Origin of the sequence: Rhodococcoides kroppenstedtii (assembly GCF_900111805.1) — a bacterium.
In the GTDB taxonomy this organism is placed as follows: Bacteria; Actinomycetota; Actinomycetes; order Mycobacteriales; family Mycobacteriaceae; genus Rhodococcoides; species Rhodococcoides kroppenstedtii.
In genome coordinates, this window is the sequence record NZ_FOJN01000007.1 from 85,714 (window position 1) to 108,738 (window position 23,025).

The following is a 23,025-nucleotide window of genomic DNA, read 5'->3' on the forward strand; positions in this document are numbered from 1 at the left end:
GGAAGTACGACGTGCTGGACGTCAACTTCTTCGATGAACTCCGCATCGGTCTCGCGACCGCGGACGACATCCGCAACTGGTCCTACGGCGAGGTCAAGAAGCCGGAGACCATCAACTACCGCACGCTCAAGCCGGAGAAGGACGGCCTGTTCTGCGAGAAGATCTTCGGACCGACTCGCGACTGGGAGTGCTACTGCGGCAAGTACAAGCGCGTGCGCTTCAAGGGCATCATCTGCGAGCGCTGTGGCGTCGAGGTCACGCGCGCCAAGGTGCGTCGTGAGCGCATGGGCCACATCGAGCTGGCCGCCCCGGTCACGCACATCTGGTACTTCAAGGGTGTGCCGTCGCGGTTGGGCTACCTGCTCGACCTGGCGCCGAAGGATCTCGAGAAGATCATCTACTTCGCCGCCTACGTCATCACCTCGGTGGACGACGAGCTCCGCCACAACGAGCTCTCGACCCTCGAGGCCGAGATGGAGGTCGAGAAGAAGGCCGTCGCCGATCAGCGCGACGCCGATCTCGAGGCCCGCGCGCAGAAGCTCGAGGCGGACATCGCCGAGCTCGAGGCCGAGGGTGCCAAGTCCGACGTGCGTCGCAAGGTCAAGGACGGCGGCGAGCGCGAGATGCGTCAGCTCCGTGACCGCGCGCAGCGTGAGCTGGATCGTCTCGAGGAGATCTGGTCCACCTTCACCAAGCTGGCGCCGAAGCAGCTCATCGTCGACGAGTTGATCTACCGCGAGCTGGTCGACCGCTACGGCGAGTACTTCACGGGCGCGATGGGCGCGGAGTCCATCCAGAAGCTCATGGAGACCTTCGACATCGAGGCCGAGGCCGAGTCGCTGCGCGAGACCATCCGCAGCGGCAAGGGGCAGAAGAAGCTCCGCGCCCTCAAGCGCCTCAAGGTCGTCGCCGCGTTCCAGTCCACCGGCAACTCGCCGATGGGGATGGTCCTCGACGCCGTGCCGGTGATCCCGCCGGAGCTGCGTCCGATGGTCCAGCTCGACGGTGGCCGCTTCGCCACCTCGGACCTCAACGACCTGTACCGCCGCGTCATCAACCGCAACAACCGCCTCAAGAGACTGATCGACCTCGGTGCGCCCGAGATCATCGTCAACAACGAGAAGCGGATGCTGCAGGAGTCCGTCGACGCCCTGTTCGACAACGGTCGTCGCGGCCGCCCGGTCACCGGACCGGGCAACCGCCCGCTGAAGTCGCTGTCCGATCTGCTCAAGGGCAAGCAGGGCCGCTTCCGTCAGAACCTGCTGGGCAAGCGCGTCGACTACTCGGGCCGTTCGGTCATCGTCGTCGGCCCGCAGCTCAAGCTGCACCAGTGCGGTCTGCCGAAGCTCATGGCACTCGAGCTGTTCAAGCCGTTCGTGATGAAGCGTCTGGTCGACCTGAACCACGCGCAGAACATCAAGTCGGCCAAGCGTATGGTCGAGCGTCAGCGTGCCCAGGTGTGGGACGTCCTCGAAGAGGTCATCGGCGAGCACCCCGTGCTGCTGAACCGTGCACCCACGCTGCACCGCCTCGGTATTCAGGCGTTCGAGCCGCAGCTCGTCGAGGGCAAGGCCATCCAGCTGCACCCGCTCGTCTGCGAGGCGTTCAACGCCGACTTCGACGGTGACCAGATGGCCGTGCACCTGCCGCTGTCGGCGGAGGCGCAGGCCGAGGCCCGCGTGCTCATGCTGTCGTCGAACAACATCCTCTCGCCGGCGTCGGGTCGTCCGCTCGCCATGCCGCGTCTGGACATGGTGACGGGACTGTTCCACCTGACCCGTCTCGACGAGACCGCCAAGTGCCAGCTGTCGCCGGCCACCGGCGAGGGCCCCGAGCAGGGCATCTACGCGAGCCCGGCCGAGGCGCAGATGGCCGTCGACCGCGGTGTGCTCACGGTGCAGTCGCCCATCAAGGTGCGGCTGACCAACCAGCGCCCTTCGCGGGAGCTCGAGGCCGAGCTGTTCCCCGAGGGCTGGGCGCCGGGCGATGCCTGGACCGCCGAGACCACGCTGGGCCGCGTGCTCTTCAACGAGCTGCTGCCGGCGAACTACCCGTTCGTCAACGAGCAGATGCCGAAGAAGCGCCAGGCGACGATCATCAACGATCTCGCCGAGCGGTACCCGATGATCGTGGTCGCGCAGACCGTGGACAAGCTCAAGGACGCGGGCTTCTACTGGGCCACGCGCTCGGGCGTCACCATCTCCATCTCCGACGTGCTCGTGCCGCCGGAGAAGGCGGAGATCATGGAGTCGTTCGAGGCGCAGGCCGATCAGATCGAGCGCAAGTACCAGCGTGGCGCGCTCGACCACACCGAGCGCAACTCGGCTCTGGTGAAGATCTGGCAGGAAGCGACCGAGCAGGTCGGTAAGGCCATGGAGGCCCATTTCCCCGACGACAACCCCATCCCGATGATCGTGAAGTCCGGCGCGGCCGGAAACATGACTCAGGTGCGGTCGCTCGCCGGCATGAAGGGTCTGGTGACCAACCCGAAGGGCGAGTTCATCCCGCGCCCGATCAAGTCCTCCTTCAAGGAGGGCCTGACGGTCCTCGAGTACTTCATCAACACGCACGGTGCCCGTAAGGGTCTGGCCGACACCGCGCTGCGTACCGCCGACTCGGGTTACCTGACCCGCCGTCTGGTGGACGTGTCGCAGGACGTCATCGTGCGCGAGGTGGACTGCGGGACCGAGCGCGGCATCACCACGACCATCGCGGAGAAGCTGGCCGACGGCACGATGATCCGGGACGCGCACGTCGAGACCTCGACGTACGCCCGCACCCTGGCCGCGGACGCGGTCGACGCCGACGGCAACGTCGTCGTCGAGCGTGGACACGACCTCGGCGACCCGGCCATCGACGCGCTGCTCGCGGCCGGCATCACCACGGTCAAGGTGCGCTCGGTGCTCACCTGCACCACCGGCACCGGCGTCTGCGCCACCTGCTACGGCCGCTCGATGGCCACCGGCAAGCTGGTCGACATCGGCGAGGCCGTCGGCATCGTCGCGGCCCAGTCCATCGGTGAGCCCGGCACGCAGCTGACCATGCGTACGTTCCACCAGGGTGGTGTGGCCGGCGACGACATCACCGGTGGTCTGCCCCGCGTGCAGGAGCTCTTCGAGGCTCGTGTGCCCAAGGGCAAGGCGCCCATCGCGGACGTCTCGGGTCGCATCCAGCTGGAGGAGGGTGATCGCTTCTACAAGATCACCATCGTTCCGGACGACGGCGGTGAAGAGGTCGTCTACGACAAGCTCTCGAAGCGTCAGCGTCTGCGTGTGTTCAAGCACGACGACGGCACCGAGCGCCTGTTGTCGGACGGCGACCACGTGGAGGTCGGCCAGCAGCTCATGGAGGGCGCTGCCGATCCGCACGAGGTCCTGCGTGTCATGGGCCCGCGTCAGGTGCAGATCCACCTCGTCAACGAGGTCCAGGAGGTGTACCGCAGCCAGGGTGTGTCCATCCACGACAAGCACATCGAGACGATCGTGCGCCAGATGCTCCGCCGCGTGACCATCATCGATTCGGGCTCCACGGAGTTCCTGCCCGGATCGCTGACCGAGCGCAGCGAGTTCGAGGCGAGCAACCGTCGCGTCGTGTCCGAGGGTGGCGAGCCCGCGGCCGGACGTCCGGTGCTGATGGGTATCACCAAGGCATCGCTGGCGACCGACTCGTGGCTGTCCGCGGCGTCGTTCCAGGAGACCACTCGCGTGCTGACCGACGCGGCGATCAACTGCCGCTCGGACAAGCTGATCGGTCTCAAGGAGAACGTGATCATCGGCAAGCTGATCCCGGCCGGCACCGGCATCAACCGGTACCGGAACATCACGGTGCAGCCCACCGAGGAGGCACGGGCCGCGGCCTACGCGGTGCCGTCGTACGACGATCAGTACTACAGCCCGGACGGCTTCGGCCAGAACACCGGTGCTGCCGTACCGCTCGACGACTACGGCTTCTCGGGCGACTTCCGCTGACCCGGTAGCGCACGGTTCGACGCGAACCGACATAGGACTCGGCCCCGCACTCGTCTCGAGTGCGGGGCCGATCCGCGTTCGGGGCGTCGGACGCGACCCGTACGCGATGAGTTTCCCCGCGCGGCAGGGTCGGTACCACCATGACCGAGCAGAAGAGCACCATCACGAACATCGGCGTGGCCATGTTCACCGTCGCAGACCAGGACAAGGCCCTCGACTTCTACACCCGCGTGCTCGGGTTCGAGGTGCGCGGGGACACCCGTTTCGGCCCGAACGGTGAGTACCGGTGGCTCGAGGTCGCTCCGGCGGGATCGACCGCCCGGCTCGCGCTGAACCCGCCGATGTACGACAGCCCGGGTGGGTCCGCGATCGGCGTCGAGACCGCCGACGTGCGCGCCGAGCACGCGCGACTGTCGGCGATCGACGGCGTCGAGGTCGACCCGATCGACGGCGACACCGACCCGAACGTGCCGCTGATGTTCATGCTGCGAGACCCGGACGGCAACGTCGTCACCGTCGTCCAGGCCTGAGCCGGCCGACCCTTCCGACCCGCTACCGCACCGTCAGGGTCGGGAGGGACAGGCTCACCAACATCAGCGCGAAGAGGAACCAGGCCGCGCCCCGCCAGACCGGCCACGTCCCGCCGTGCCGGTAGGAGCGGTAACCGATGGCCAGGGCGCCGATCGCGCCCACGAGGCAGACCCCGGGGACGATCGCGGCGACGACGACGTTCGAGGCGCCCGTCGCCAGGAAGACCGCGAGGGCGATCGCGGCGACGCCGACGGAGGAGACCACGTAGAGCGCCGCGCGGCGCAGCGCCGCCGGGTCGCGCCACCGCTTCTCGACGTCGCGGGTGCCCATGTTCGCCCGGTCGGCGGCGTCGGGCAGGGTCTCGCCGGGGTCGGTCCTGTCGCGATCCGTCATGGGTGTCGCGTACCCGATTCGGGTGCTGTCAGACGCGCAGGTCCACCCACACCAGGCGGTGATCGCTCGCGGTGATCGCGTCGGCACCGGGCTCGCCGGGCGCCGGCCAGAAAACGCCGGAGTCGATCACCTCGAGGTCGTCGCTGGGCAGAACATAGTCGACGCGGCGTCGGCCGACCCGCGGGCCGAAGTCGGCAGTGTCCGTCCCGTTCGTGGCCGACGCCGGCAGCGGATCGCGGACGCGCGGCGCGGAGAGCAACCGGTCGATCGCGCCCGGGTACGAGTCACCCTTCTCCGGGTCGGCGTTCTGGTCTCCCAGGACAACGAACGACGCGCCGTCGTCGAGGCCTCCGGGCCGGCCGGCGTCGTCCACCGGGTAGGTCGCCCCGGAGAGGTAATCGGCCGTGAACCGGATCTCGTCGTGGTTCCGGCGTCCGTTGCGATCCTCGGCGCCGTCGAACGTCGGCGGCGTGGGGTGCGAGACGAGCAGATGCACGGTGCGTTCACCGATCGTGACGGGCACGTCCCAGTGCGCCTTGCTCGACAGGCGCAGCGCGTCGGCGTTCTCGCCGTAGTACTCGCGGGGCAGCAGCGAGTCCGGTTGGTCGGCCCACCGGAACTGTCGGAACGACCGCACCGCCGCGGTGTCCAGCGGGAAACGCGAGAGCACGACCATGCCGTACTGGCCGGGGAACGCCCCGAATCCCCACGCGTCACCGGGGCCGTCGGTCCGTCCGTCCCCGTCGAGGTCCCGCCCGGACGGCTCTCCGGTGTTGACCGGCGCGGTGAAGACGTAGGGGTAGTCGATCGCCCCGGCGCCGCCCCGGCCCTCGGCGAGGACGTTCCGAAACGCCTCCGCGGTGCCGTCGGCGTGGTCGACCTCGTTCACCAGCAGCACGTCGGGGGCGGCGCGCTGGATCACCTCGGCCGCGGAGAGGAGTTGCGGGTTGGTTCCCCCGGACATCTCGGCCAGCTCGGCCGCGAGCTGCCCGGCGGCGGGCCGATTGAGGCTGGCGTTATAGGTCGCCACGCGCAGGAGCCGGGTCACGACGGTGAACGCTACGTGACGACCATCGTCGACGGGTCGTCGTCGGACCGCTACGTCCCGTTCGCCTCGGCGAGGCAGGGTCGAGTCCCATGACTCGTCGCGAGCTCGTCATCGGTGCGGATCGATCGCTGGCCGCCGGCACCACCCGTCGTCGATTCCTCACCTGGAGCGCTCTCGTCGGCGCCCTCGCGTTGACGCCGGAGTTGACCGGGACCGCCGCACAGGCCCAGCCGCCGGCGGCACCGCCGGCGGACTACCCGTTCCGGTTGGGTGTCGCCTCGGGTGACCCGCTGCCCGACTCGGTGGTGCTGTGGACGCGGCTGGCCGTGGACCCGGTCGCGCCGCTCGGCGGCATGCGGCCGGGAGTCGTCCCGGTGCGCTGGGAGATCGCCGACGACGACCGCTTCGGCCGCGTCGTCGCGCAGGGACTCGAGCTCGCGACGGAAGCCGACGGCTGGTCCGTCCACGTGGACGTTCGCGGGTTGGCGCCGGCGCGGGACTACTTCTACCGCTTTCTCGTCGGTCCGCATGCCAGCACGGTGGGGCGGACCCGGACGGCGACGGCCGCGGGCGCGCCGCTGGCGTCGTTGTCGTTCGCCTGGGCGTCGTGCCAGAAGTGGGAGGACGGGTTCTACGGCGCCTACGCCGACCTCGCGCGGTCGGCGCCGGACGTCGTGTTCTTCCTGGGCGACTACATCTACGAGTACGCGATCGAGCGGAAGGGCGCGCGGGCGTCGCTGCCGCGGCCGGAGTCCGCGTCGCGAGAGACGCTGCAGCTGAACGACTATCGTGATCGATACGCGCTCTACAAGGCGGACGAGAACCTCGCGGCCGCGCACGCCGCCGCCCCGTGGATCACCACTTTCGACGACCACGAGGTGGACAACAACTGGGCGTCGCAGATCTCCCAGGACGAGGGAGCCGATCCGCGGCTGTTCCTCATGCGCCGCGCCGACGCGTTCAAGGCGTGGTGGGAGAACACCCCGGTCCGGTTGACGCAGCGTCCCGTCGGGCCGGATCTGCAGGCGTACCGCCGCTTCTCGTTCGGGTCGCTGGTCGACTTCTCGGTGCTCGACACGCGCCAGTACCGCAGCGACCAGGCGAACGGGGACGGTGAGCACCCGCAGGACGCCGCCACGGCCGATCCCGGCCGCACCATCACCGGTGCGGCGCAGGAGAAGTGGATCGTGGACGGTTTCGGCAGTGCGGCCACGTGGAAGTTCCTCGCCCATCAGACGGTGATCTCGGACCTCGCGCAGATCGAGAACGGGCAGCGCGTGGTGGGCATGGATCCGTGGAGCGGTTACGAGGCCTCACGCCACCGCATTCTCGACGCCGCTCGGGACCGCGGCGTCCAGGTGCAGTCGATCGTCGGCGACATTCACCGCACCATCGTCTCCGAACTTCGCCGCGACTACCGGGACCCGGCCCCCGCGGTGGGCGTCGAAATCGCGACGACGTCGATCGCGTCGGGCAAGGACGGTGCCGACGTCGACGACACCGGCGCGGCCATCGCCGCGGCATCCCCGCACGTCGCGTTCGGCAACGCACGGCGCGGGTACCTGCGCGCGACCCTCACGCCGACCGAGTGGCGGTCGGAGGTCCGGGTTCTCGACGCGGTGTCGGTCCCGGGTGCCGGCGCCCGCACCGCCACGACGGTGACCGTGCCGGTGGGGACGACGGAGATCGGCCTGAGCTAGTCAGCGCTGGTTAAAGCTGGTCAGCGCCCGTCGGCGAGGATGCGCGCGACGTTGCGCTCGGCGAGCGCGGTGATGGTGAGCGACGGGTTCGCCGCGCCGGTGCTGCCGGGGACCACGGCGCCGTCGACGACGTAGAGACCGTCGTATCCCTTCACACGGCCGTAGCCGTCGGTGACGTCGCCGAGCACCGCGCCGCCGAGGGGGTGCGCGGTGAGGGTGTCGTCGACGTCGCGCGTGAGCGGCTCCGCGGACACCAGTGTGCGGCCCGCCTGCGCCATTCGATTCTGCACGGCGCGGAGCGAGGCCACCGTGTCCGGACTGCCGCCCTTCGGCCAGGACAGGGCGATGCGGTCGGCGGCGCGGTCGTAGCGGAACTCGCCGCGCATCGGATCGATCGTCATGCCGAGGGAGCCGAGGAACCCCAACTCCAGCGGCGCACCCGGCACGTACCAGTTCTCCACCGTGAGCGGCAGTCCCGCCTCGTCGACGATGCGCGACGCGCACGGGGCGCCCTGAGGGCCGCCACCGATCGGTCCCAGGGAGCGCGTCATGAATGCGTCCCCGTTGGTGCCCCACCCGCGACCGACGAACTCGTTGAGATCCGGCAGCGCACCGGTGTCGCGGGCCCGCAGCAGCAGTTCGGTGGTCCCGAGGGAGCCGGCACCGAGCACCAGCCGGTCCGCGGTGAGCGTCCGGGACTCCAGGACGTTCCCCTCCGGATCGAGCCGACGCACCTCCACGCGGTAGCGACCGCCGGTGTCGGTGCCGATCGCGGCCACCTCGTGGCTGTGCGCGATCAGCGCCCGTCCCGTCGCCTCGGCCTGCGGAATGTAGTTCTGCGTGAGGTCCTGCTTGGCGCCGTTCGAGTTGCCGAACGTGCTCTGCCCGACGGTGGCCGACGGACGCGACCGGCCCGTCAACTCGTCACGGACGATCGACCAGTTCCAGGTGCCGTCGACACGCTGGGGATCGAATCCGGCGCGGCGGGCGTGGTCGTCCCACGTGCGGGAGTGGGCGAACGCGGGAGCGGCGTAGACGTCGTCGGGCATGGGGGAGGGACGCAACATGCGTCGCGCCGCCGGGTACCAGGTGGACGCCATCTCCTCGTAGGGGACGCGGCCGCCGAACGAGAGATCGAAGAACCGCTTGTCCGGGGCGATGGTGACTCCGGTGTAGACGATCGACCCTCCGCCCACGGCAGCCCCGCGCCAGACGGTGAGGTTGTCGAAGCGCGTGGTGTCCAGCACGCCGCCGAAGCGGTCGACCGGGCCGACGGGCATTCCGGTGACGTTGGTGAACGACGGCTGTCGCCAGAGACCGCGGCCGTCCGCGGTCATGTCGGCGGTGAAGATCTCCCGCCACGGATCGCGCGGCCAGCGCAGGCCGCGCTCGAGGACGGTGACCTGCTGCCCGGCCTGCGCGAAACGGAGCGCGGCCACCGACGCGCCGAACCCCGAGCCGATCACGATCACCGCGGAGTGATCGGGCGGCCGGGGCGGGTCGGCCCAGAGTTCCGGGACACGGGAGGCGATGGTGGGGACCCCGAGGGGAATCGCCGACGCCGACGACATCAGTCTCGACGCCATCCGGCTGGACGGAATCACAGCCGGGCCCAGGGCAGCCCCCACTGCTCCGGCGGCCGCCCATTGCAGCAGTTGCCGTCGTTTCACCGTGCGAAAACCTCCTCGGAGTCGGTTTCGAGTGTGCCAGCAGAATCGATGTCCGCTGCCGCGACGGTCATTTTCGTGACGGTTCCCAACCGGGTCCGGGGCGGCCGGGTCGGAACAGTCGTCGGCGTGAGCTGGTTGCATCCGACGTGCTTCTTTCCCTCCTCGACCGATCCCGTGCGCGGGTGGACCGTTCGCCCGCCGCCGCGGTCGCGGACACCGTCGAGCGCGCCCGCTGGGCCGAGGCCGCCGGCTATCACCGGTTCCGGGTCGCGGAGCATCACGCGGTCCCGGGCATCGCGTCGGGAAGCCCCGCGGTTCTGCTCGCGGCCGTCGGCGCGGCGACGCACGACATCGGCCTCGGCACCGCCGGGATCATGCTGCCCAACCACACCCCGCTGCTGGTCGCGGAGAACGCGCTGATGCTCGACGCGCTGTTCCCGGGACGAGTGGATCTGGGGATCGGGCGTTCGCTCGGTTTCACGCCGCCGATCCGCCGAGCGCTACGGACCGACACGGCCGACGGCTTTGCGGACGATCTGGCCGAACTGCTGGCCTTTCTCGACGGCACCGGCCCCGTCACCGCCCAACCCGCGGCTCATCGACCGATTCCCGTGTCGGTACTCGCGACGGGATCGGGGCTCGAGGTCGCCGCGCGACTCGGACTCCCGGTCGTGGTCGGCGGTCCCGCCCTGGCCGACCCCGATCGGCTTCGGACCTACCGACGCACCTTCGTCCCGACCGCGACGACGCCCCGGCCTCGGGTCACCGTGTCCGCGGACATCCTCGTGGCGGACACCGACGCCGACGCTCGCGTCCTGGCGCTGTCGGAGGCGGTGGCGATGGCCGAGTCGCGGCGCACGGGCGATTTCCCCCGTTGCGGCCGGTCACCGAGATGCCGGAGCTCGGACCGCGAGCACTCGAGGTGGCCGAGCGCACGCTGGCGAGTGCGGTGTTCGGCAGCCGCGAGACGGTTCGGCGCGAGCTCGAGAGCCTGGTCGAGCGCACCGACGCGGACGAGATCCTGTCCTCGGCCTCCACCTTCGATCGCGCAGCACTCCGGGCTTCCGACGACGCCGTGATGGGTCTGCTCGCCTGACGTCGGCGCGCCGGAGGTGTGGGTCGGTGTCAGGGCGCGCCGGCGGCATCGAGCACCCGCTGCGCGTCCGGGGCCACGAACGGATACGCGCACAGCGCCAGCACGCCGCCCATCACGAGCAGCGGCAGCAACGGCACCATGCCCACGGTCAGCGAATCCGCCGCCTCGGAGACGGCCCCCACCAGCAGGGGACCGATCGCGCCCCCACCGTCGCGCCGATCTGCAGGGCGCCGTACCCGAGGCCGCGGTCCTGCGCGGGCAGGACATCGGCCACGCACGACGTCAGAGTGGGCAGGGCCCACGCCGCGAGAAACGCGAACAGCGTGAGCAGCACGCAGAACGCGAGGACACCCTCGACGGCCAGCGCGGCCGTCATGGCGGCCGTTCCGCCCAGGATTCCGACTCCGCCCACCACCACCCGCCACTGCGCCGGTGTGGGCGCCAAGTGTCGCCGTGCGTCCACCCCCGCTCCGGCTCGTGCAGCCGCGAGACCAGGACGGCCGTGGCGAGGCCGGGCAGGGCCATCACCAGGAAGGCGCCCCGCCAGCCCAGCCACTCCGCGAGCACCCCACCGAGGACGATGCCGGCACCACCGAGATAGGCGGCGGTGCGCCACCAACCGAACGCCGTCGGGCGACTCGCCGACGGGTGGAAGTCGGCGAGCAGGCTCGCGCTGGCGGGATTGTCGATCGCCTCCGCGGCGGCCAGGCCCATCCGCACCAGATAGAACACGGCGAACGTCGGCGCGAGCGCCGACCCGACGGTGGCCAGCGCCCACACGAGCACCACGACGGTGATGATGCGGCCTCGGTCGTACCGATCGGCGAGGTAGGCGGCCGGCACCACCAGCAGTCCGGTCGTGATCGCGGCGGCCGTCGGAATCGAGCCGGCCACGGCGTCGCCGAAGCCCCATTCGGCCTGCAGTTGCGGCAGGACGGCCGAGACCAGGCTGTACTCCATCCGGTCGACCAGCGAGACCAGCACCAGCACCACGGCGGGCGCCCACCCGTACGGCACCGGCGACGCTGTGCGGGTGCGACCGATACTTCGCCACACCCGCCGGTCGGTCCGCGATCCGGTTCTTCTCGCTGTCTCGATCCTCCGTCCCCCCACGGCACGGGAGCGTAGGGGATCGTGACGAATCGGGCGGCTCAGACCGGGTCGGCGGGCGTGTAGTTCTGCAGCTGCTGGTACGCCCACTTGTTGCCGTCCGGGTCGGCGAAGTGGGTGAACAGGCCCCATCCCTCGTCGGCGACCTCGGTGGCGTCGACCCCGGCGGCGACCAGGGCCCGACGGGCCTCGGCCACGTCCTCGACCACGGCGAGGATGTAGTTCAGGGAGCCGGGCTCGGCCTCGGTGATGTTGTGGCCGATGGCGATCGAGCATGCCGACCCCGGCGGCGTGAGCTGGACGTAGCGCATGTTCTCGAACGGGCTGGCGTCGTGGTCGGCGTGGAAGCCGATCCCGGTGTAGAAGTCCTTCGCGCGGTCCACGTCGGACACCGGCACGATCACCAGCTGAATCTGCACGCTCATGATGGTTTCCTTCTAGTCGACTCGCAGTGCATGCCGGAGTGTGGCACGGGTCACCGACACGTCGGCCCAGTCGCCGCCGACCTCGAGAACGGCGAGCGCGGACGTCGGGAACCCCGCGCGCAGCCAGGCGACCGCGGCGGGGTCGGACTCGTCGTCGGCGAGGGTCAGTGCGGTGAACGGCACCCCGGGCGCGTGCCCCACGACCAGGAGCGTCCGCACCTCGGAATCGGTCTCCGCGATTTCGCCGAGGATGTCGTCGGGTGACCCGCCGTAGATCGCGGACTCGAACCGCGTGCCCGCCTCGATGCCCGTCCGATCCAGCGTCTCGCGGGTGCGGGTGGCGGTCGAGCAGATCACCGCGCCGACGTCGCCGACGTGCTCGCGGATCCAGTCGCCCGCGGCGGCCGCCTGGCGTCGACCGCGCTCGTCGAGCGGGCGCTCGTGATCGTCGACGCCGTCCGGGTAGGAGGACTTGCCGTGCCGCATGAGGATGAGGGTGCGCATGCAGCGAGTAGACCAAAGATCGGCGCTATCGGTTGCCCCGGCGGCGCTCGAGTGTGTCTCCGTTCGGATCCCACGCGATCAGACCCCGCTCCGCGAACGCGGCGAGCCACCCGCTCATCGGCCACCGACCCCATCGCCGGTGGAACACCCGGGCGTTGGCGACGATGTCGTCGAGGTGCTCGACCGGCGGGGCCGACACCGGATGCCACTGGTGGAACGCGTGGGCACCGCCGAGCCACTGCAGACGGGCGCCGCGCTCGCGGGCGGTCCAGCCGAAGTCGGTGTCCTCGCCGCCGTACCCCACGTAGTCCTCGCAGAAGCCCCCGAGATAGGTCCACGTGGTCGCGGTGACGGCGAACGACAGTGACCAGAACAGGTCCCAGTTCGCACCTGGCTCGACGACGTCGGCCGGGGGATTCGGCCGGGCCGCATGGGGATTCACCAGGTCCGGTAGCCGGTCGAGATCGGCGCCCTGCGGAAGGTAGGTGACCGGACCGCACAGGACCACCCCGTCACGGACGTGCTCGGTGTACGACGCCACGAGGTTCGGTGCGGGAACGCAGTCCACGTCGAGGAAGATCAGCACGTCCGCGCCGGCATCCAGGGCACGCTCGGCGCCGGCGTTGCGAGCCCGCGCCAGGGGAAGCGCACCGTCGACCGGGAGGACCACGGTGGCACCGGGAACGTCGGGATCGCCCATGGCGACGATCACCCGGATGTCCGGTTGCGTTGTGCCCGAACGTAATCCGTGCTCCTGCGCGGCCAGATGCTCGTGCCGCCCGGCGGCGATGGTGACGACGGCGGTACTCACGGTCGGCCCTCCGGATCGGCAAGCCGCCCGGCCACCGACTCGATCGCCGCCGCGGCGCGCGCCGCCGCGCCGTCGATCCGGGTCGCCGAGCGCAGGTCTGCGGACAGGGCGCGGGCACGCCGCAGCAGATCCGGCCATGCCGACGGGTCCGGCCACGCGTCGAGTGCCACCGCGAGGCCCGCGCGGCTCAGAGCCCGTGCGGTGGCGCGCTGTTCGTCGAACGGGCGATCCTCGGCCACCACGACGGCGGGTGCGTTCGCGGCCGCGACGTCGGCGACGGCGTTCTGGCCGCCGTGGATGACGACGACACCCGCGGTGTCGAGGACGGGCCACACGTCGGCGACCCACGGCTCACCGGGCGTACCGACGCCCCGCCACGTCGTGCCGGGGGTCGCCGCGCGCACCGCGTCGAGATAGCCTGCGCCGAGCGACGATCCACCCGCGCCGCTCATCAGCACGGCGGAGTCGGGTACGCGGGATCCGACGGAGACGCGGTCGGCGACCCGGCTGATCGACCCGGCGTACACGGTCTTGTCGGCGTACTGGTGGAGCCAGTCGGGGTCGTACACCGTCCGTGACCACGGCGCGACGATGCGGTCCGCCAGGGTGTACGCGAGTCGGTGCGGGGCGTCGGTGCGCTCACCCGGCATCGCGAGAACCACGAGCGGAATTCCCATGAGTCGCACGAACGTCGCCACCTCCACCGAGACGTCGACCACGAACGCGCGCGGTCGGTGACGCTCGATCCAGGCTGCGATCGTCGCCATCCGTTCGGTCAGTCCCGGCACGCCCGTCGGCGCCCAGTGCAACGCCCCACCGGCCGTGGCCCGCCGCGCCTCCTCATCGGTGGGCCCGTGCGTGTCCCGCGGGATATCCATCGGCAGCGTGACCCACGCCGGCGCCGGATCGGGCGCGGGCCGCGACGAGAAGATCGTCACGTCGTCGTGCAGCATCGGCACGATCGACGACGCCCGGGTCAGATGCCCGACGCCGTGATGGTGGACGTAGTACCCGATCACGCCGGAACGGCGTCGCGCCGGTCCAACATGTCCCGGTAGAGCGCGAGATAGGAGTCGACCATGGTGGTGTCGGAGCACACGCGTTCGGCACGGGCGCGGGCGTCGCGTCGCGACAGGGTCGCCGCGGTCCGCATGGCGTCCGCCAGGCCGACCACGTCGTCGGCCGGAACCAGCACTCCGCAGGTGTGGTCGACGATCTCGGGGATTCCACCGCGTCCGAACGCGGCGACCGGTGTGCCGCAGGCGAGGGCTTCGGCGACGACCAGCCCGTAGGGCTCGTCCCACTGCGGCGTGACGACGGCGACGGCGGCCCCGCCGACGAGGTCGGCGAGTTCCTTCTGCATGAGATGACCCTCGTAGACCACGTCGGGTCCGAGACGCGGTTCGACGACGGTCCGGAAGTAGTCGTCGTCGCAGGCCGGCCCGGCGATCCGGAGGGGGTAGCCGGCGAGCACGGCGGCGTCGATGGCGGCGTCGACACCCTTCTCGGGCACGAGCCGCCCGGTCCACACCGCGTAGTCACCGCCCGCGCCGACGGGCCAACGGTCGAGCGCGATGCCGTTGGGCACCACCGGGATGCGGCCCGCGACGGGTGTCCACTGACGACCGGTGTATCGGCTCACGGCGGCGTAGCGCGTGTCCGGGTTGAGCGGAACCGCCGCCGCGGACTCGAGCCACGCCAGGGGCGGGGTGTGCAGTGTCGTGATCATCGGCGTCGACACCGTCGACGACATCGCGATCGGCAGGTAGTGGAGGCTGTGATTGTGGATGACGTCGAACGAATCCTTCAGCCGGCCGGCGAGTTCCAGCATCACGGACAGGTAGGCGTGGTGCTCGTGGACCACCCACGCGGGCCCCATGTGTTCGGTCCGCGCGTCGGGGCTCAGGGTGAAGGTGTGGACGTCGATGACGTCGTGCGGCGAGTCGATGGACGAGCCGTCGGCCCCGAACAGACTCACGCGGTGACCTCGCGCGGTGAGCGCGCGAGCGAGGTGCCAGACGTGCGCCTCGAGACCACCGGCGAACGGCTGGCAGATGGGGAAGCGCGAGGACCCCAGCAGGGCGATGCGCAGCGAATCCGTCATGCGGGTACCGCCGCGGTGTCCCGGCCGGTCACCCCGGTCAGAGACGAGTAGAGATCGGCGTGCTCTGTGCGGATGGCGGCGAGCTGGTGACGTCGGAAGTCGGCGAACGATGCGTCGAGAACGGGTCGACGCAGGGCGTCGCCCACCGCCGCGTCGAGCGAGTCGGGGTCGAACAGGTCCGGCCCGAACGTGAAGGTGGGGCAGGGGAACTGGTCTGCGAAGCATCCCGTGTCGGGCACGATCGGCACGACGGCGAGGTCACGGCAGGCCTCCATCCATCCGGAGTGCGTACCGAATCGGTAGGGCAGGACGGCGACGTCGATCTCGGAGAGGTACTGCCAGAGTTCGTCGTCGGTGAAACGTCCGTGCACCCGTACGTCCACGTCGGGGTGCGAAGCGAAGGCCAGCAGGCGTTCCCCGCGCTCGGGCGCGTACCAGTGGCTCGTGTGGTCGAAGAGGGCGTCGTCGAGGTCGACTCGGACGACGGCGCCGCGTGCCGATGCGGCCGCGACGAGCGTGGGGACCACGGCCTCGGGATCGAGGTTGGCGCGCAACGTCTTCGCGTGCACGCCGATCACCGGCGTCGCCGACCGCTGCCGGTCGACAGCGGCGACCAGGTCGAGCGGTGCGACGTGCGGATGCGGCGTGACCGTGGCCGCACGACCCCATCGCCGTTCGATCTCGCGGGCGGCGGCCGTCGTCAGGGTCAGGACGGCGTCGGCGGCCGGCACCAGCACGTCGAGCTGACGACGGTGCAGATCGGCGTCCGCGAAGTGCGGGTTGTGCAGATCGTGCACGGTGAACACCAGCGGGGTCGACGACTCGCGCAGGATGTGGACGATCTCGGCCAGCCGCTCCGGAGTGGCGGCATCGAAACCGAAGTGCAGGTGGACCAGATCGATGTCGTCGACGTGCGCGCGCAGGTAGTCCGGTTCGAGCAGCCGCGGCGGCCACCACTGGTCGGGGGTCGTCGCGTCGATCGGTCGGGGATCCGGGAGCAGCCGGACCGACGGGTCGTCGGTCGGGGCCACGCCGGCCGCATAGGGGTGGGCGGCAGGAATCGAGGCGACGGCGATCACAGGCGGGGGTCATCCTCTCGAGGCAAGGGACCGCGCGGGAGAACCCGAGCCCGGTGTCCTTCGCGCGCGGACGTGTCAGCGGCGCGTCGGGCCGGCTGGTTGGACCTCGACTGGTCCAGGATGCCCCGGGGGGGCTCGGTTCAACCCGGGTGGTCGGGTTCGTCACCGTCGGCAGGGTTCGGACGGCCCCCGGGCGGGGTATGCGGCGTGCCATGGCCACCCCCGCCCAGCCCGGGTTCACCACCGGCGATCCACCGGACGGCAGGACCCGTCACTACGGGCACTTCTACGGAATCGACGACGTCCCCACCGACCGTCCGCTGTGGATCGTGCTGGGAAACTGCCAGGCCGAGGCCCTGCGGGTGGTCCTCGATACCGTTGCCGACGCCCCGTTCACCAGTGTGCGGATGCCTCCCGTCCACGAGTTGACCCCGTCCGACGTCGCGCACCTCGAGACGCTCGCGACGCGTGCGCAGGTGCTCCTGGCCCAGCCGGTGCGCAGTGGGTACCGGGACCTGCCGATCGGGACCGACGACGTCGCCGCGCACCTGCCGGCCGGGGCGCGGGTGCTGCGGTGGCCGGTGTTCCGATACGCCGGGCTGTTCCCGTTCCAGGCGATCGTGCGGGACCCGGCGGACCCGTCGCGGGATCCTCCCGTCGTGCCGTACCACGATCTGCGCACGGTGCGAGCTGCTGCGCTCGGCCTGGCGGAGACGGACGACTGGGACGTGCCGATCGACGACGAGACGGTGCGCTGGATCGCCGACCGCAGTCTCGCCGAACTCCGCCGACGTGAGGGCAAGGACTGCGACGTGACGATCTCCGACGCCGTACCCCGACACGGGGCGGCCGCGGCGCACACGATCAACCATCCCGGCAACCCGGTGTTGATCGAGCTCGCCACGCGCATCCTCGGAGTTCTCGACGTGCCCGCGACACCGACGGATCCCGGTCGCACCCTGCTCGATTCGGTCCACACGCCGCTGGATCACCGGGTGTTGGCGGAGCTCGATCCGGACGCGTCGCCGACGCGGGACTGGACCGTGCACGGGGGGACCGTGACCGCCGACGAGGTGCATCGCACTCAGTTGCGCTGGTACGCCGAGCATCCCGCCGTGATCGACGCGGCCTTCGATCGGCACGGCGACGTGTTGGCCCGGCTCGGTGCCACGCGATGATCGTCACGCAGGTGATCGTCGGGCCCGATCAGCACGGGGTGGTCCAGTTCGCGCACCGGATCCACGACGCGGTGGTGGGCGTCGGTGGTGACTCCGTCATCGACCGCCACGTGAACAGCCCAGCCCCGCAGGGGATCTCGACGTCCGACGTGGTGCATCTGCACGTCACCGATCGTCTCTTCGGATCGCCCGCCGATCGGGCCGCGGAGGCGGTGTCGGAGGTCGTGGCGGCGGTGCGGGCTACCGGGGCGCGCGTGGTGATCACCCTGCACGACGTGCCGCAGCCCTCGGACGGCCGGTCGTTCGAGGTCCGGACGGCGGCGTACCGGCGGATCGCGGAGCTCGCCGACGTCGTCGTGGTGAGCAGCGACCACGAGCGCCTGTTGCTGGCGGAGGTGGGCATCGAGCACGCGTCGCTGCAGGTGATTCCGCTCCCCGTCGCCACCGGCCGGGCGGACCAGCCGACGGCGCCCGGGCCGGCCACGGTCGGCGTGCTCGGGTTCCTGTACCCCGGCAAGGGCCACGTCGAGGTGGCCGCCGCGCTGCCGCCCGGCGCCGAGTTCGTCGCCCTCGGGCGCCCATCGCCGGGGCACGAGGACTTGGTGGACGACCTGCGCGCCGTGTCGCCGTCGGCCCGCGTCACCGGGTACGTGGCGGACGACGATCTGCCCGCGGCGCTGCACGCGGTGACGGTGCCGGTGGCGCACCACCGCCATCTGTCGGCGTCGGGGTCCATCGTCACGTGGATCGAGCACGGTCGCCGCCCGCTCGTCGTGGCGGGGCGATACACCCGTGAGTTCGAGGCGCGGTCGCCCGGAACGGTGACGATCTACGAGGAGGGCGATCTGGCGGAGGCCGTCGCCCGCGCGGCGGCGGATCCCGCGTCGACGTGGATCGACGCCGGCGTGCTCGCCCATCCGACGGCCGACGAGGTGGGCGCGGCCCATGTGGGCGCCTATCGCGCTGCACTGTCGGCCCCCGCCGGCGCTGCGCTCCGGGTGACGACGTGACCGACCGGAGAAGCGTTGCCGCGCTGCGGACTCCGCTCGGTACGACGGTGCCCGGCAACCGCTGGGACCTACTCGACGGAGTGGAGGCCGCCGCCGTCTCGGTGAGCGTGGTCGTGCCCTACTACCGACAACAGAGCCAACTCACGATGGTGCTGGCGGCGTTGGAACGGCAGGACTTCCCCCGCGATCGTCTCGAGGTGATCGTGGCGGACGACGGGTCTCCCGAGCCGCCGCGGGTGGAGTGCGCGCTCCCGGTCACCGTGGTGCGGCAGGAGGACCGAGGTTTTCGTGCCGCGGCCGCCCGGAACCTCGGCGCCGCCGCCGCGACCGGTGACGTGCTGTGCTTCCTCGACGCCGACACCGTGCCCGAACCGGGCTACGTCCGGGCCCTGGCCCGCCTCCCGTCGTTGGTTCCGGACGCGCTGACGGTCGGACGTCGTCGGCACGCGGACCTCACCGCCCTCGGACGCCTCCCCGCGCCCGGCGACCCGCTGCTCGACGAACCGGGCTGGCTGGTCGACGCCTACCGCGGATCACGCGATCTGCTGGACGCCGACGACCGTTCGTACCGACACGTCATCAGCGCCGTGATGTGTTGCCGCCGAACGTTCTTCGACGAGATCGGCGGATTCGACGAGTCGTTCACCGCCTACGGCGGCGAGGACTGGGAACTCGCCCACCGTGCGTGGCTGGCGGGTGCGGTTCTCGCGCACGTTCCTGCCGCCGTCGCGTGGCACGACGGTCCGGACTGGGCGGGGCGGCCGGACGACCGCCGTCGGGACGCCAAGAACGGGGAGGCGATGTCGCTCGCGCCGCTGATCACGGACCCGGCGGCGCGTCGTCACGGGGTTCGCTACGCGGTGCCCGACGTCACGGCGGTGGTCCACAGCGAGGGCCACACGGCGGCGTCGTTGCTGGTGACGGTGGGCTCGGTCCTTCGACACGGCGACGTGACGGTGTGGGTGGACGGAGCCGAGGCGTCGTCGTTCGTCGCGACGTGGGGAATCGACGACCCACGGGTGCGGATCGGGCTTCTCGACGCAGCGGAGACGACGCGCAGCCGGTTCGCCGTCGAGGTCCGCGGCCGTGCGGTGTTCGGCGAGAAGGCCTTCGCGCTCCTGGCCGAGGTGGGCGCGGGCGGATCGGTGCGGTGCACACTGCCGGACGGCGCGTCCGTCACGCACGAGACCTGGCGTGCGCGGCGACGCGCCCGGCGCTGGGCGTCCGCGCTCGGCGTCGACGAGGACGCGGCGCTCGCGATGCTGTTCGGCACGCACAGCGTCGACGGAGATGCCGTCGACGTGACCACCGGGCCGTTGCGCCCGGATCTCTCCTGGTGAGGACGTCATGACATGACCCCCTATTCGTTCGACGTCGTCGTGATCGGTGGCGGTAACGCCGGGTTGTCGGCCGCGGCCCGCTGCCGGAAGAAGGGACTGGACTCCGTCGCGGTGATCGAGCCGCAGTCCGTACACACCTACCGGCCGTTGCTGTCCTACGTGGGCGGCGGGCAGGCGCGACTGCCCAGCGCGCAGCGGTCGCAGGCACAGGTGACACCGCGCGGGGTGACGTGGCTCCAGGACACGGTGGTCCGCGTGGATCCGGAGTCCCGCACCGTCGTGTGTGCGTCGGGCATGACGGTGACGTATCGCGACCTGATCGTCGGACCCGGATTGGTGCCGGACCACGAGGCGCTGCCGGGTATCGACGACGCCATGGCGACGGCGTCCGTCGCGAGCAACTATCTCGACGAGGCCACGCGCACCTGGTACCTCACGCGCACGGTGCGCGACGGCGGTCACGCGGTGTTCACCGTGCCGCGCCCACCCGTCAGCTGCACCGGAACCACGGTCAAGCCGCTCTTCCTCGCCGCGGCGCACTGGGCGAGCACGGGACGGTCCGTGCGCACGACCCTGGTGGTGGACCGCGAGGGCATCGTCGGGGTGCCGGATCTGGACGCACGACTGGAGTCGGCACTCCGCGACCTGGGCACGACGGTGGTGCGGCGCACGGCGGTCACCGCCCTGCACCCTGATCGCAACGCGATCGAGGTGACCGGCCCTGCCGGCGTCGACACGCTGGAGTACGACATGCTCCACCTGGTGCCGCCCTACCGGGGACGCGCGTGGGTCACCGAGTCCGGCCTTGCGGGCGATGTGCCGCACGGGCTGGTGGACGTCGATCCGCGCACGCTGCAGCACCACCGGCACCCGAACGTGTGGGCCGCCGGTGACGGGGCGGCCATCGACACCGACCCGTCCGGCGGGGGACTGCGCAAGCAGGTGTCGACGCTGGTCGACAACCTGCTCGCCGCGCGCCGGGGCGGGCAGCTCGGCGAGTACGACGGCTACACCGTCGCCCCGATTCCGCTCGACTCGCACCGGCTGATCGCGGCCGAGTTCGATCGGACGGGCACCGTCACGTCCTCCCTTCCGTCGTTCCTCGATCCGTTGAAGCCCCGCCGGCTCGCGTGGGCGGGTGACCGGTACGGACTGCCGTTCTCGTACTGGCATCTGCTGCTGAAGGGTCACTTGTAGACCCCGTCAGAACGGGGGTGGTGCGTCGTCGGGTTCGGGTGGTCGGATCCCGTTCAGGTTGTTGCGGAGGCGGTTTCGGTTGCGTTCCTGGCGGCGGCGGGCGTGTTTCTGCTCGGTGCGTGGGGCGGGTCGGGTGGGTTCGGTGCCGGGTGACGGCGGCCGGGTGGCGGGTGGGTCGCCGAAGACGATCATGTCGAGGCCGGGGTGGGTGTCGAACCCGGTGTGCGCGGGGCCGAGGACGGTGCGGCCTTCCGGGATGGTGAAGGTTCGGATGATGCGGCCCGGGTGGTCGGGGTCGTCGTATTGGTCGTCGACGAAGTCCCCGAACGTTTTGAGCAGGTGGTGGAACCGGCACTTGGCGCCGAGTCCGGTCGCGCTGGTTTGCCCGCCCCGCTCGGGGTTGCGGTGGTCGTATTCGGTGATGTGGTCGAGGTCGCCGTCCCAGGCGGGTGTGTTGCAGCCGGGCCAGGTGCAGTACCGGTCTCGGGCGCGGATGTAGGTGTCCAGTGCCGCGGACGGCCGGTAGGGGTCGGCGGGTTGGGTCGCCGGCAGTGGGGTGTCGCTGCCGTCGCCCAACGGGCGGATGACCGCCTCGGGGTCGTTGGCGAGGTCGCGGACGTGGGCTCCGGAGATGATGCCGAGTCCGGCGACGAATCCGACACCGTCGACCATCTCGGGCTCGGGCTCGGGCTCGGGCTCGGGCTCCGCCGCAGCCGCCTCGACCGCCGCTGCCTCCTCGGCCGCACGCTCCTCGGTAGGGACCGTCCCGGCCGCAACGGCATCGCCCGTAGTTTCCTCGGTCGTAGTCTTCTCGACCACGACCTCTTCCACGGTGACCTCGTCGGCGACGACCTGCTCTGCCGCAGCTGCGGCCGTGTCGACGTCTCGAGCTTGTGCGTGCGCTTCCGGCTGCGCATTCTCAGCGGCGTTATTGGCGGGTGTGGTGTTCGCGGGGACGGGTCCGGTGAGGGTGGTGGTGTCGGTGACCACGTGGATGACGATGCGTGCTGCGTTCGCTGCGACCTCGTCAGCATCGACGACCTGGAAGGCGCACTCGGGGCGGGCGCAGTCGCACCCGAACGGGGCGTGCTTGACCAACGCGAACAACGCATCCGACGCCCGCGCACCCTTGCTGCGACTGTCGTGCTTGCACACCTGCGCGGCGAGGCGTTCGACGACGCGGGCGACGATGGCGGCGCGTTCGGCGGACATCGTCGCCCCCACCGTTCCCATCCCGTCGAGTCCGGCTTCGGTGAAGAAGCACCGCCCTTTCAGTGCTTCCTCGCGTCGTTCGCGGACGGCGTCGGGATCACGCCGGTGGACCATCTGGTCGCACAGATCCCGCACCCGCGCCGTCGACCACGACCCCGGCTTACGCAGTGCGGCGGCGATGTCTGCGTCCACCAGTCCTTGGTAGGGGCGGCCGTGGATCAGTTCGGTGCGGGAGACGATGGTGCGAATGAAAGTCGGGGAGACCACTCCGTCGCGCAGGCACTCGAACACCCGCGGCAGCCGGTCGCGCAGGGCCACGGCGTTGTCGAGGAGTCGTTCGGCGACGTATTGCGACACCGCCAGGGTGGTGGCGATGCGGGCGGCGCACTGGGCGTACGCATCGACCGCCCGCTCGTCGCGGTCTTCCTCCGGCACGACGAGTTCGGTGTGGAGGGCGGCGGCGTGCCGGTAGCGGCGCCATTCGAGGTACGCCGCCCCCGCGGCGAGGTCGGCCAGGGCGTCGAGATGCCCACCGACGGGGAGGTCGAACGACGGAGGCAGGCCCAGAGTGGCAGGGTCACGCGCCGGCCACGGCACACCCCCCACCTGCGCCGCACCGGCTGCGCCGACCCCCCGATCGCTCATGTGT

The 23,025-nt window shown here is 70.9% G+C and carries 20 protein-coding genes; 8 read left to right on the top strand and 12 right to left on the bottom strand.

Annotated features, from left to right (window positions below; translation table 11 throughout):
• The first annotated feature begins 11 nt into the window (after positions 1-11).
• Both BMZ18_RS10070 and BMZ18_RS10075 read left to right on the top strand, forming a co-directional pair.
• Entirely contained in the window at positions 12-3,968 is a 3,957-nt protein-coding gene (locus tag BMZ18_RS10070) for a DNA-directed RNA polymerase subunit beta' (RefSeq protein WP_068362342.1), read from the top strand.
• A 140-nt stretch (positions 3,969-4,108) separates the two neighbouring features.
• The gene (locus tag BMZ18_RS10075; RefSeq protein WP_068362343.1) at positions 4,109-4,498 is read left to right on the top strand and encodes a VOC family protein; all 390 of its coding nucleotides are present in this window, start codon (positions 4,109-4,111) and stop codon (positions 4,496-4,498) included.
• A 22-nt stretch (positions 4,499-4,520) separates the two neighbouring features.
• Here BMZ18_RS10075 and BMZ18_RS10080 read toward each other — a convergent pair whose 3' ends face one another.
• Together BMZ18_RS10080 and BMZ18_RS10085 are read right to left on the bottom strand one after the other, a co-directional pair.
• Entirely contained in the window at positions 4,521-4,892 is a 372-nt protein-coding gene (locus BMZ18_RS10080; RefSeq protein WP_082894977.1) for a hypothetical protein, read from the bottom strand.
• 28 nt (positions 4,893-4,920) lie between these two features.
• A complete protein-coding gene (locus tag BMZ18_RS10085) occupies positions 4,921-5,940 on the bottom strand; it encodes an endonuclease/exonuclease/phosphatase family protein (RefSeq protein ID WP_244516481.1) in 1,020 nt (339 codons plus the stop codon).
• An 89-nt stretch (positions 5,941-6,029) separates the two neighbouring features.
• On the opposite strand from BMZ18_RS10085, the gene BMZ18_RS10090 reads away from it, so the two are divergent.
• Positions 6,030-7,640, top strand: a complete 1,611-nt coding sequence (locus tag BMZ18_RS10090) for an alkaline phosphatase D family protein (RefSeq protein WP_068362344.1) — start codon at positions 6,030-6,032, stop codon at positions 7,638-7,640.
• Positions 7,641-7,660: 20 nt separating this feature from the next.
• Here BMZ18_RS10090 and BMZ18_RS10095 read toward each other — a convergent pair whose 3' ends face one another.
• A complete protein-coding gene (locus BMZ18_RS10095; RefSeq protein WP_068362347.1) occupies positions 7,661-9,310 on the bottom strand; it encodes a GMC oxidoreductase in 1,650 nt (549 codons plus the stop codon).
• Between the two features lie 182 nt (positions 9,311-9,492).
• On the opposite strand from BMZ18_RS10095, the gene BMZ18_RS10100 reads away from it, so the two are divergent.
• Positions 9,493-10,389 carry an MsnO8 family LLM class oxidoreductase gene (locus tag BMZ18_RS10100; protein WP_342028294.1) on the top strand — a complete coding sequence of 299 codons (897 nt, stop codon included), beginning with the start codon at positions 9,493-9,495 and terminating at the stop codon, positions 10,387-10,389.
• Positions 10,390-10,554: 165 nt separating this feature from the next.
• Here the strand turns inward: BMZ18_RS10100 and BMZ18_RS10105 are convergent, their stop codons facing one another.
• The 8 genes from BMZ18_RS10105 to BMZ18_RS10140 all read right to left on the bottom strand — a co-directional run bounded on the left by BMZ18_RS10105 (position 10,555) and on the right by BMZ18_RS10140 (position 16,439).
• Positions 10,555-10,782, bottom strand: a complete 228-nt coding sequence (locus BMZ18_RS10105; RefSeq protein WP_068362350.1) for a hypothetical protein — start codon at positions 10,780-10,782, stop codon at positions 10,555-10,557.
• Positions 10,779-11,423, bottom strand: a complete 645-nt coding sequence (locus tag BMZ18_RS10110; RefSeq protein ID WP_068362351.1) for an MFS transporter — start codon at positions 11,421-11,423, stop codon at positions 10,779-10,781. Before BMZ18_RS10110 ends, BMZ18_RS10105 begins: the two co-directional genes overlap by 4 nt.
• A 134-nt stretch (positions 11,424-11,557) precedes the next feature.
• Positions 11,558-11,941: a VOC family protein gene (locus tag BMZ18_RS10115; RefSeq protein ID WP_068362352.1), complete on the bottom strand. Its 384-nt coding sequence runs from the start codon at positions 11,939-11,941 to the stop codon at positions 11,558-11,560.
• A 12-nt stretch (positions 11,942-11,953) separates the two neighbouring features.
• Positions 11,954-12,445 (bottom strand): SixA phosphatase family protein, encoded by a 492-nt coding sequence (locus BMZ18_RS10120; RefSeq protein WP_068099528.1) that lies wholly within the window; start codon positions 12,443-12,445, stop codon positions 11,954-11,956.
• Positions 12,446-12,470: 25 nt separating this feature from the next.
• The gene (locus BMZ18_RS10125) at positions 12,471-13,256 is read right to left on the bottom strand and encodes a glycosyltransferase family 2 protein (RefSeq protein WP_068362356.1); all 786 of its coding nucleotides are present in this window, start codon (positions 13,254-13,256) and stop codon (positions 12,471-12,473) included.
• The gene (locus BMZ18_RS10130) at positions 13,253-14,275 is read right to left on the bottom strand and encodes a hypothetical protein (RefSeq protein WP_068362360.1); all 1,023 of its coding nucleotides are present in this window, start codon (positions 14,273-14,275) and stop codon (positions 13,253-13,255) included. Before BMZ18_RS10130 ends, BMZ18_RS10125 begins: the two co-directional genes overlap by 4 nt.
• Positions 14,272-15,360, bottom strand: a complete 1,089-nt coding sequence (locus BMZ18_RS10135) for a glycosyltransferase (RefSeq protein ID WP_068362362.1) — start codon at positions 15,358-15,360, stop codon at positions 14,272-14,274. Before BMZ18_RS10135 ends, BMZ18_RS10130 begins: the two co-directional genes overlap by 4 nt.
• Positions 15,357-16,439: a glycosyltransferase family protein gene (locus BMZ18_RS10140; protein ID WP_082894980.1), complete on the bottom strand. Its 1,083-nt coding sequence runs from the start codon at positions 16,437-16,439 to the stop codon at positions 15,357-15,359. Before BMZ18_RS10140 ends, BMZ18_RS10135 begins: the two co-directional genes overlap by 4 nt.
• Positions 16,440-16,651: 212 nt before the next feature.
• Here BMZ18_RS10140 and BMZ18_RS10145 point away from each other — a divergent pair, with 212 nt between their 5' ends.
• The 4 genes from BMZ18_RS10145 to BMZ18_RS10160 are packed head-to-tail and all read left to right on the top strand — an operon-like array spanning position 16,652 to position 21,164.
• On the top strand, positions 16,652-17,617 hold the full coding sequence (locus tag BMZ18_RS10145; RefSeq protein ID WP_068362378.1) for a WcbI family polysaccharide biosynthesis putative acetyltransferase: 966 nt from the start codon (positions 16,652-16,654) through the stop codon (positions 17,615-17,617).
• Complete coding sequence (locus BMZ18_RS10150) at positions 17,614-18,627, top strand: glycosyltransferase (RefSeq protein ID WP_068362364.1); 1,014 nt, start codon at positions 17,614-17,616, stop codon at positions 18,625-18,627. Before BMZ18_RS10145 ends, BMZ18_RS10150 begins: the two co-directional genes overlap by 4 nt.
• Complete coding sequence (locus BMZ18_RS10155; RefSeq protein ID WP_244516482.1) at positions 18,624-19,967, top strand: glycosyltransferase; 1,344 nt, start codon at positions 18,624-18,626, stop codon at positions 19,965-19,967. The genes BMZ18_RS10150 and BMZ18_RS10155 overlap by 4 nt, the downstream gene beginning before the upstream one ends.
• Positions 19,968-19,979: 12 nt before the next feature.
• Positions 19,980-21,164, top strand: a complete 1,185-nt coding sequence (locus BMZ18_RS10160; protein ID WP_068362366.1) for an NAD(P)/FAD-dependent oxidoreductase — start codon at positions 19,980-19,982, stop codon at positions 21,162-21,164.
• A gap of 6 nt (positions 21,165-21,170) precedes the next feature.
• On the opposite strand, the gene BMZ18_RS10165 is transcribed toward BMZ18_RS10160, so the two are convergent.
• Entirely contained in the window at positions 21,171-23,021 is a 1,851-nt protein-coding gene (locus tag BMZ18_RS10165) for an HNH endonuclease signature motif containing protein (protein WP_074922139.1), read from the bottom strand.
• Positions 23,022-23,025 lie beyond the last annotated feature (4 nt).

Bases quoted from the DNA above. Each gene is read 5' to 3' on its own strand.
- BMZ18_RS10150 (WP_068362364.1), top strand. From the start codon at position 17,614: ATGATCGTCACGCAGGTGATCGTCGGGCCCGATCAGCACGGGGTGGTC.
- BMZ18_RS10115 (WP_068362352.1), bottom strand. From the start codon at position 11,941: ATGAGCGTGCAGATTCAGCTGGTGATCGTGCCGGTGTCCGACGTGGAC.
- BMZ18_RS10105 (WP_068362350.1), bottom strand. From the start codon at position 10,782: ATGACGGCCGCGCTGGCCGTCGAGGGTGTCCTCGCGTTCTGCGTGCTG.
- BMZ18_RS10145 (WP_068362378.1), top strand. From the start codon at position 16,652: ATGGCCACCCCCGCCCAGCCCGGGTTCACCACCGGCGATCCACCGGAC.
- BMZ18_RS10165 (WP_074922139.1), bottom strand. From the start codon at position 23,021: ATGAGCGATCGGGGGGTCGGCGCAGCCGGTGCGGCGCAGGTGGGGGGT.
- BMZ18_RS10135 (WP_068362362.1), bottom strand. From the start codon at position 15,360: ATGACGGATTCGCTGCGCATCGCCCTGCTGGGGTCCTCGCGCTTCCCC.
- BMZ18_RS10080 (WP_082894977.1), bottom strand. From the start codon at position 4,892: ATGACGGATCGCGACAGGACCGACCCCGGCGAGACCCTGCCCGACGCC.
- BMZ18_RS10120 (WP_068099528.1), bottom strand. From the start codon at position 12,445: ATGCGCACCCTCATCCTCATGCGGCACGGCAAGTCCTCCTACCCGGAC.
- BMZ18_RS10160 (WP_068362366.1), top strand. From the start codon at position 19,980: ATGACCCCCTATTCGTTCGACGTCGTCGTGATCGGTGGCGGTAACGCC.
- BMZ18_RS10075 (WP_068362343.1), top strand. From the start codon at position 4,109: ATGACCGAGCAGAAGAGCACCATCACGAACATCGGCGTGGCCATGTTC.
- BMZ18_RS10090 (WP_068362344.1), top strand. From the start codon at position 6,030: ATGACTCGTCGCGAGCTCGTCATCGGTGCGGATCGATCGCTGGCCGCC.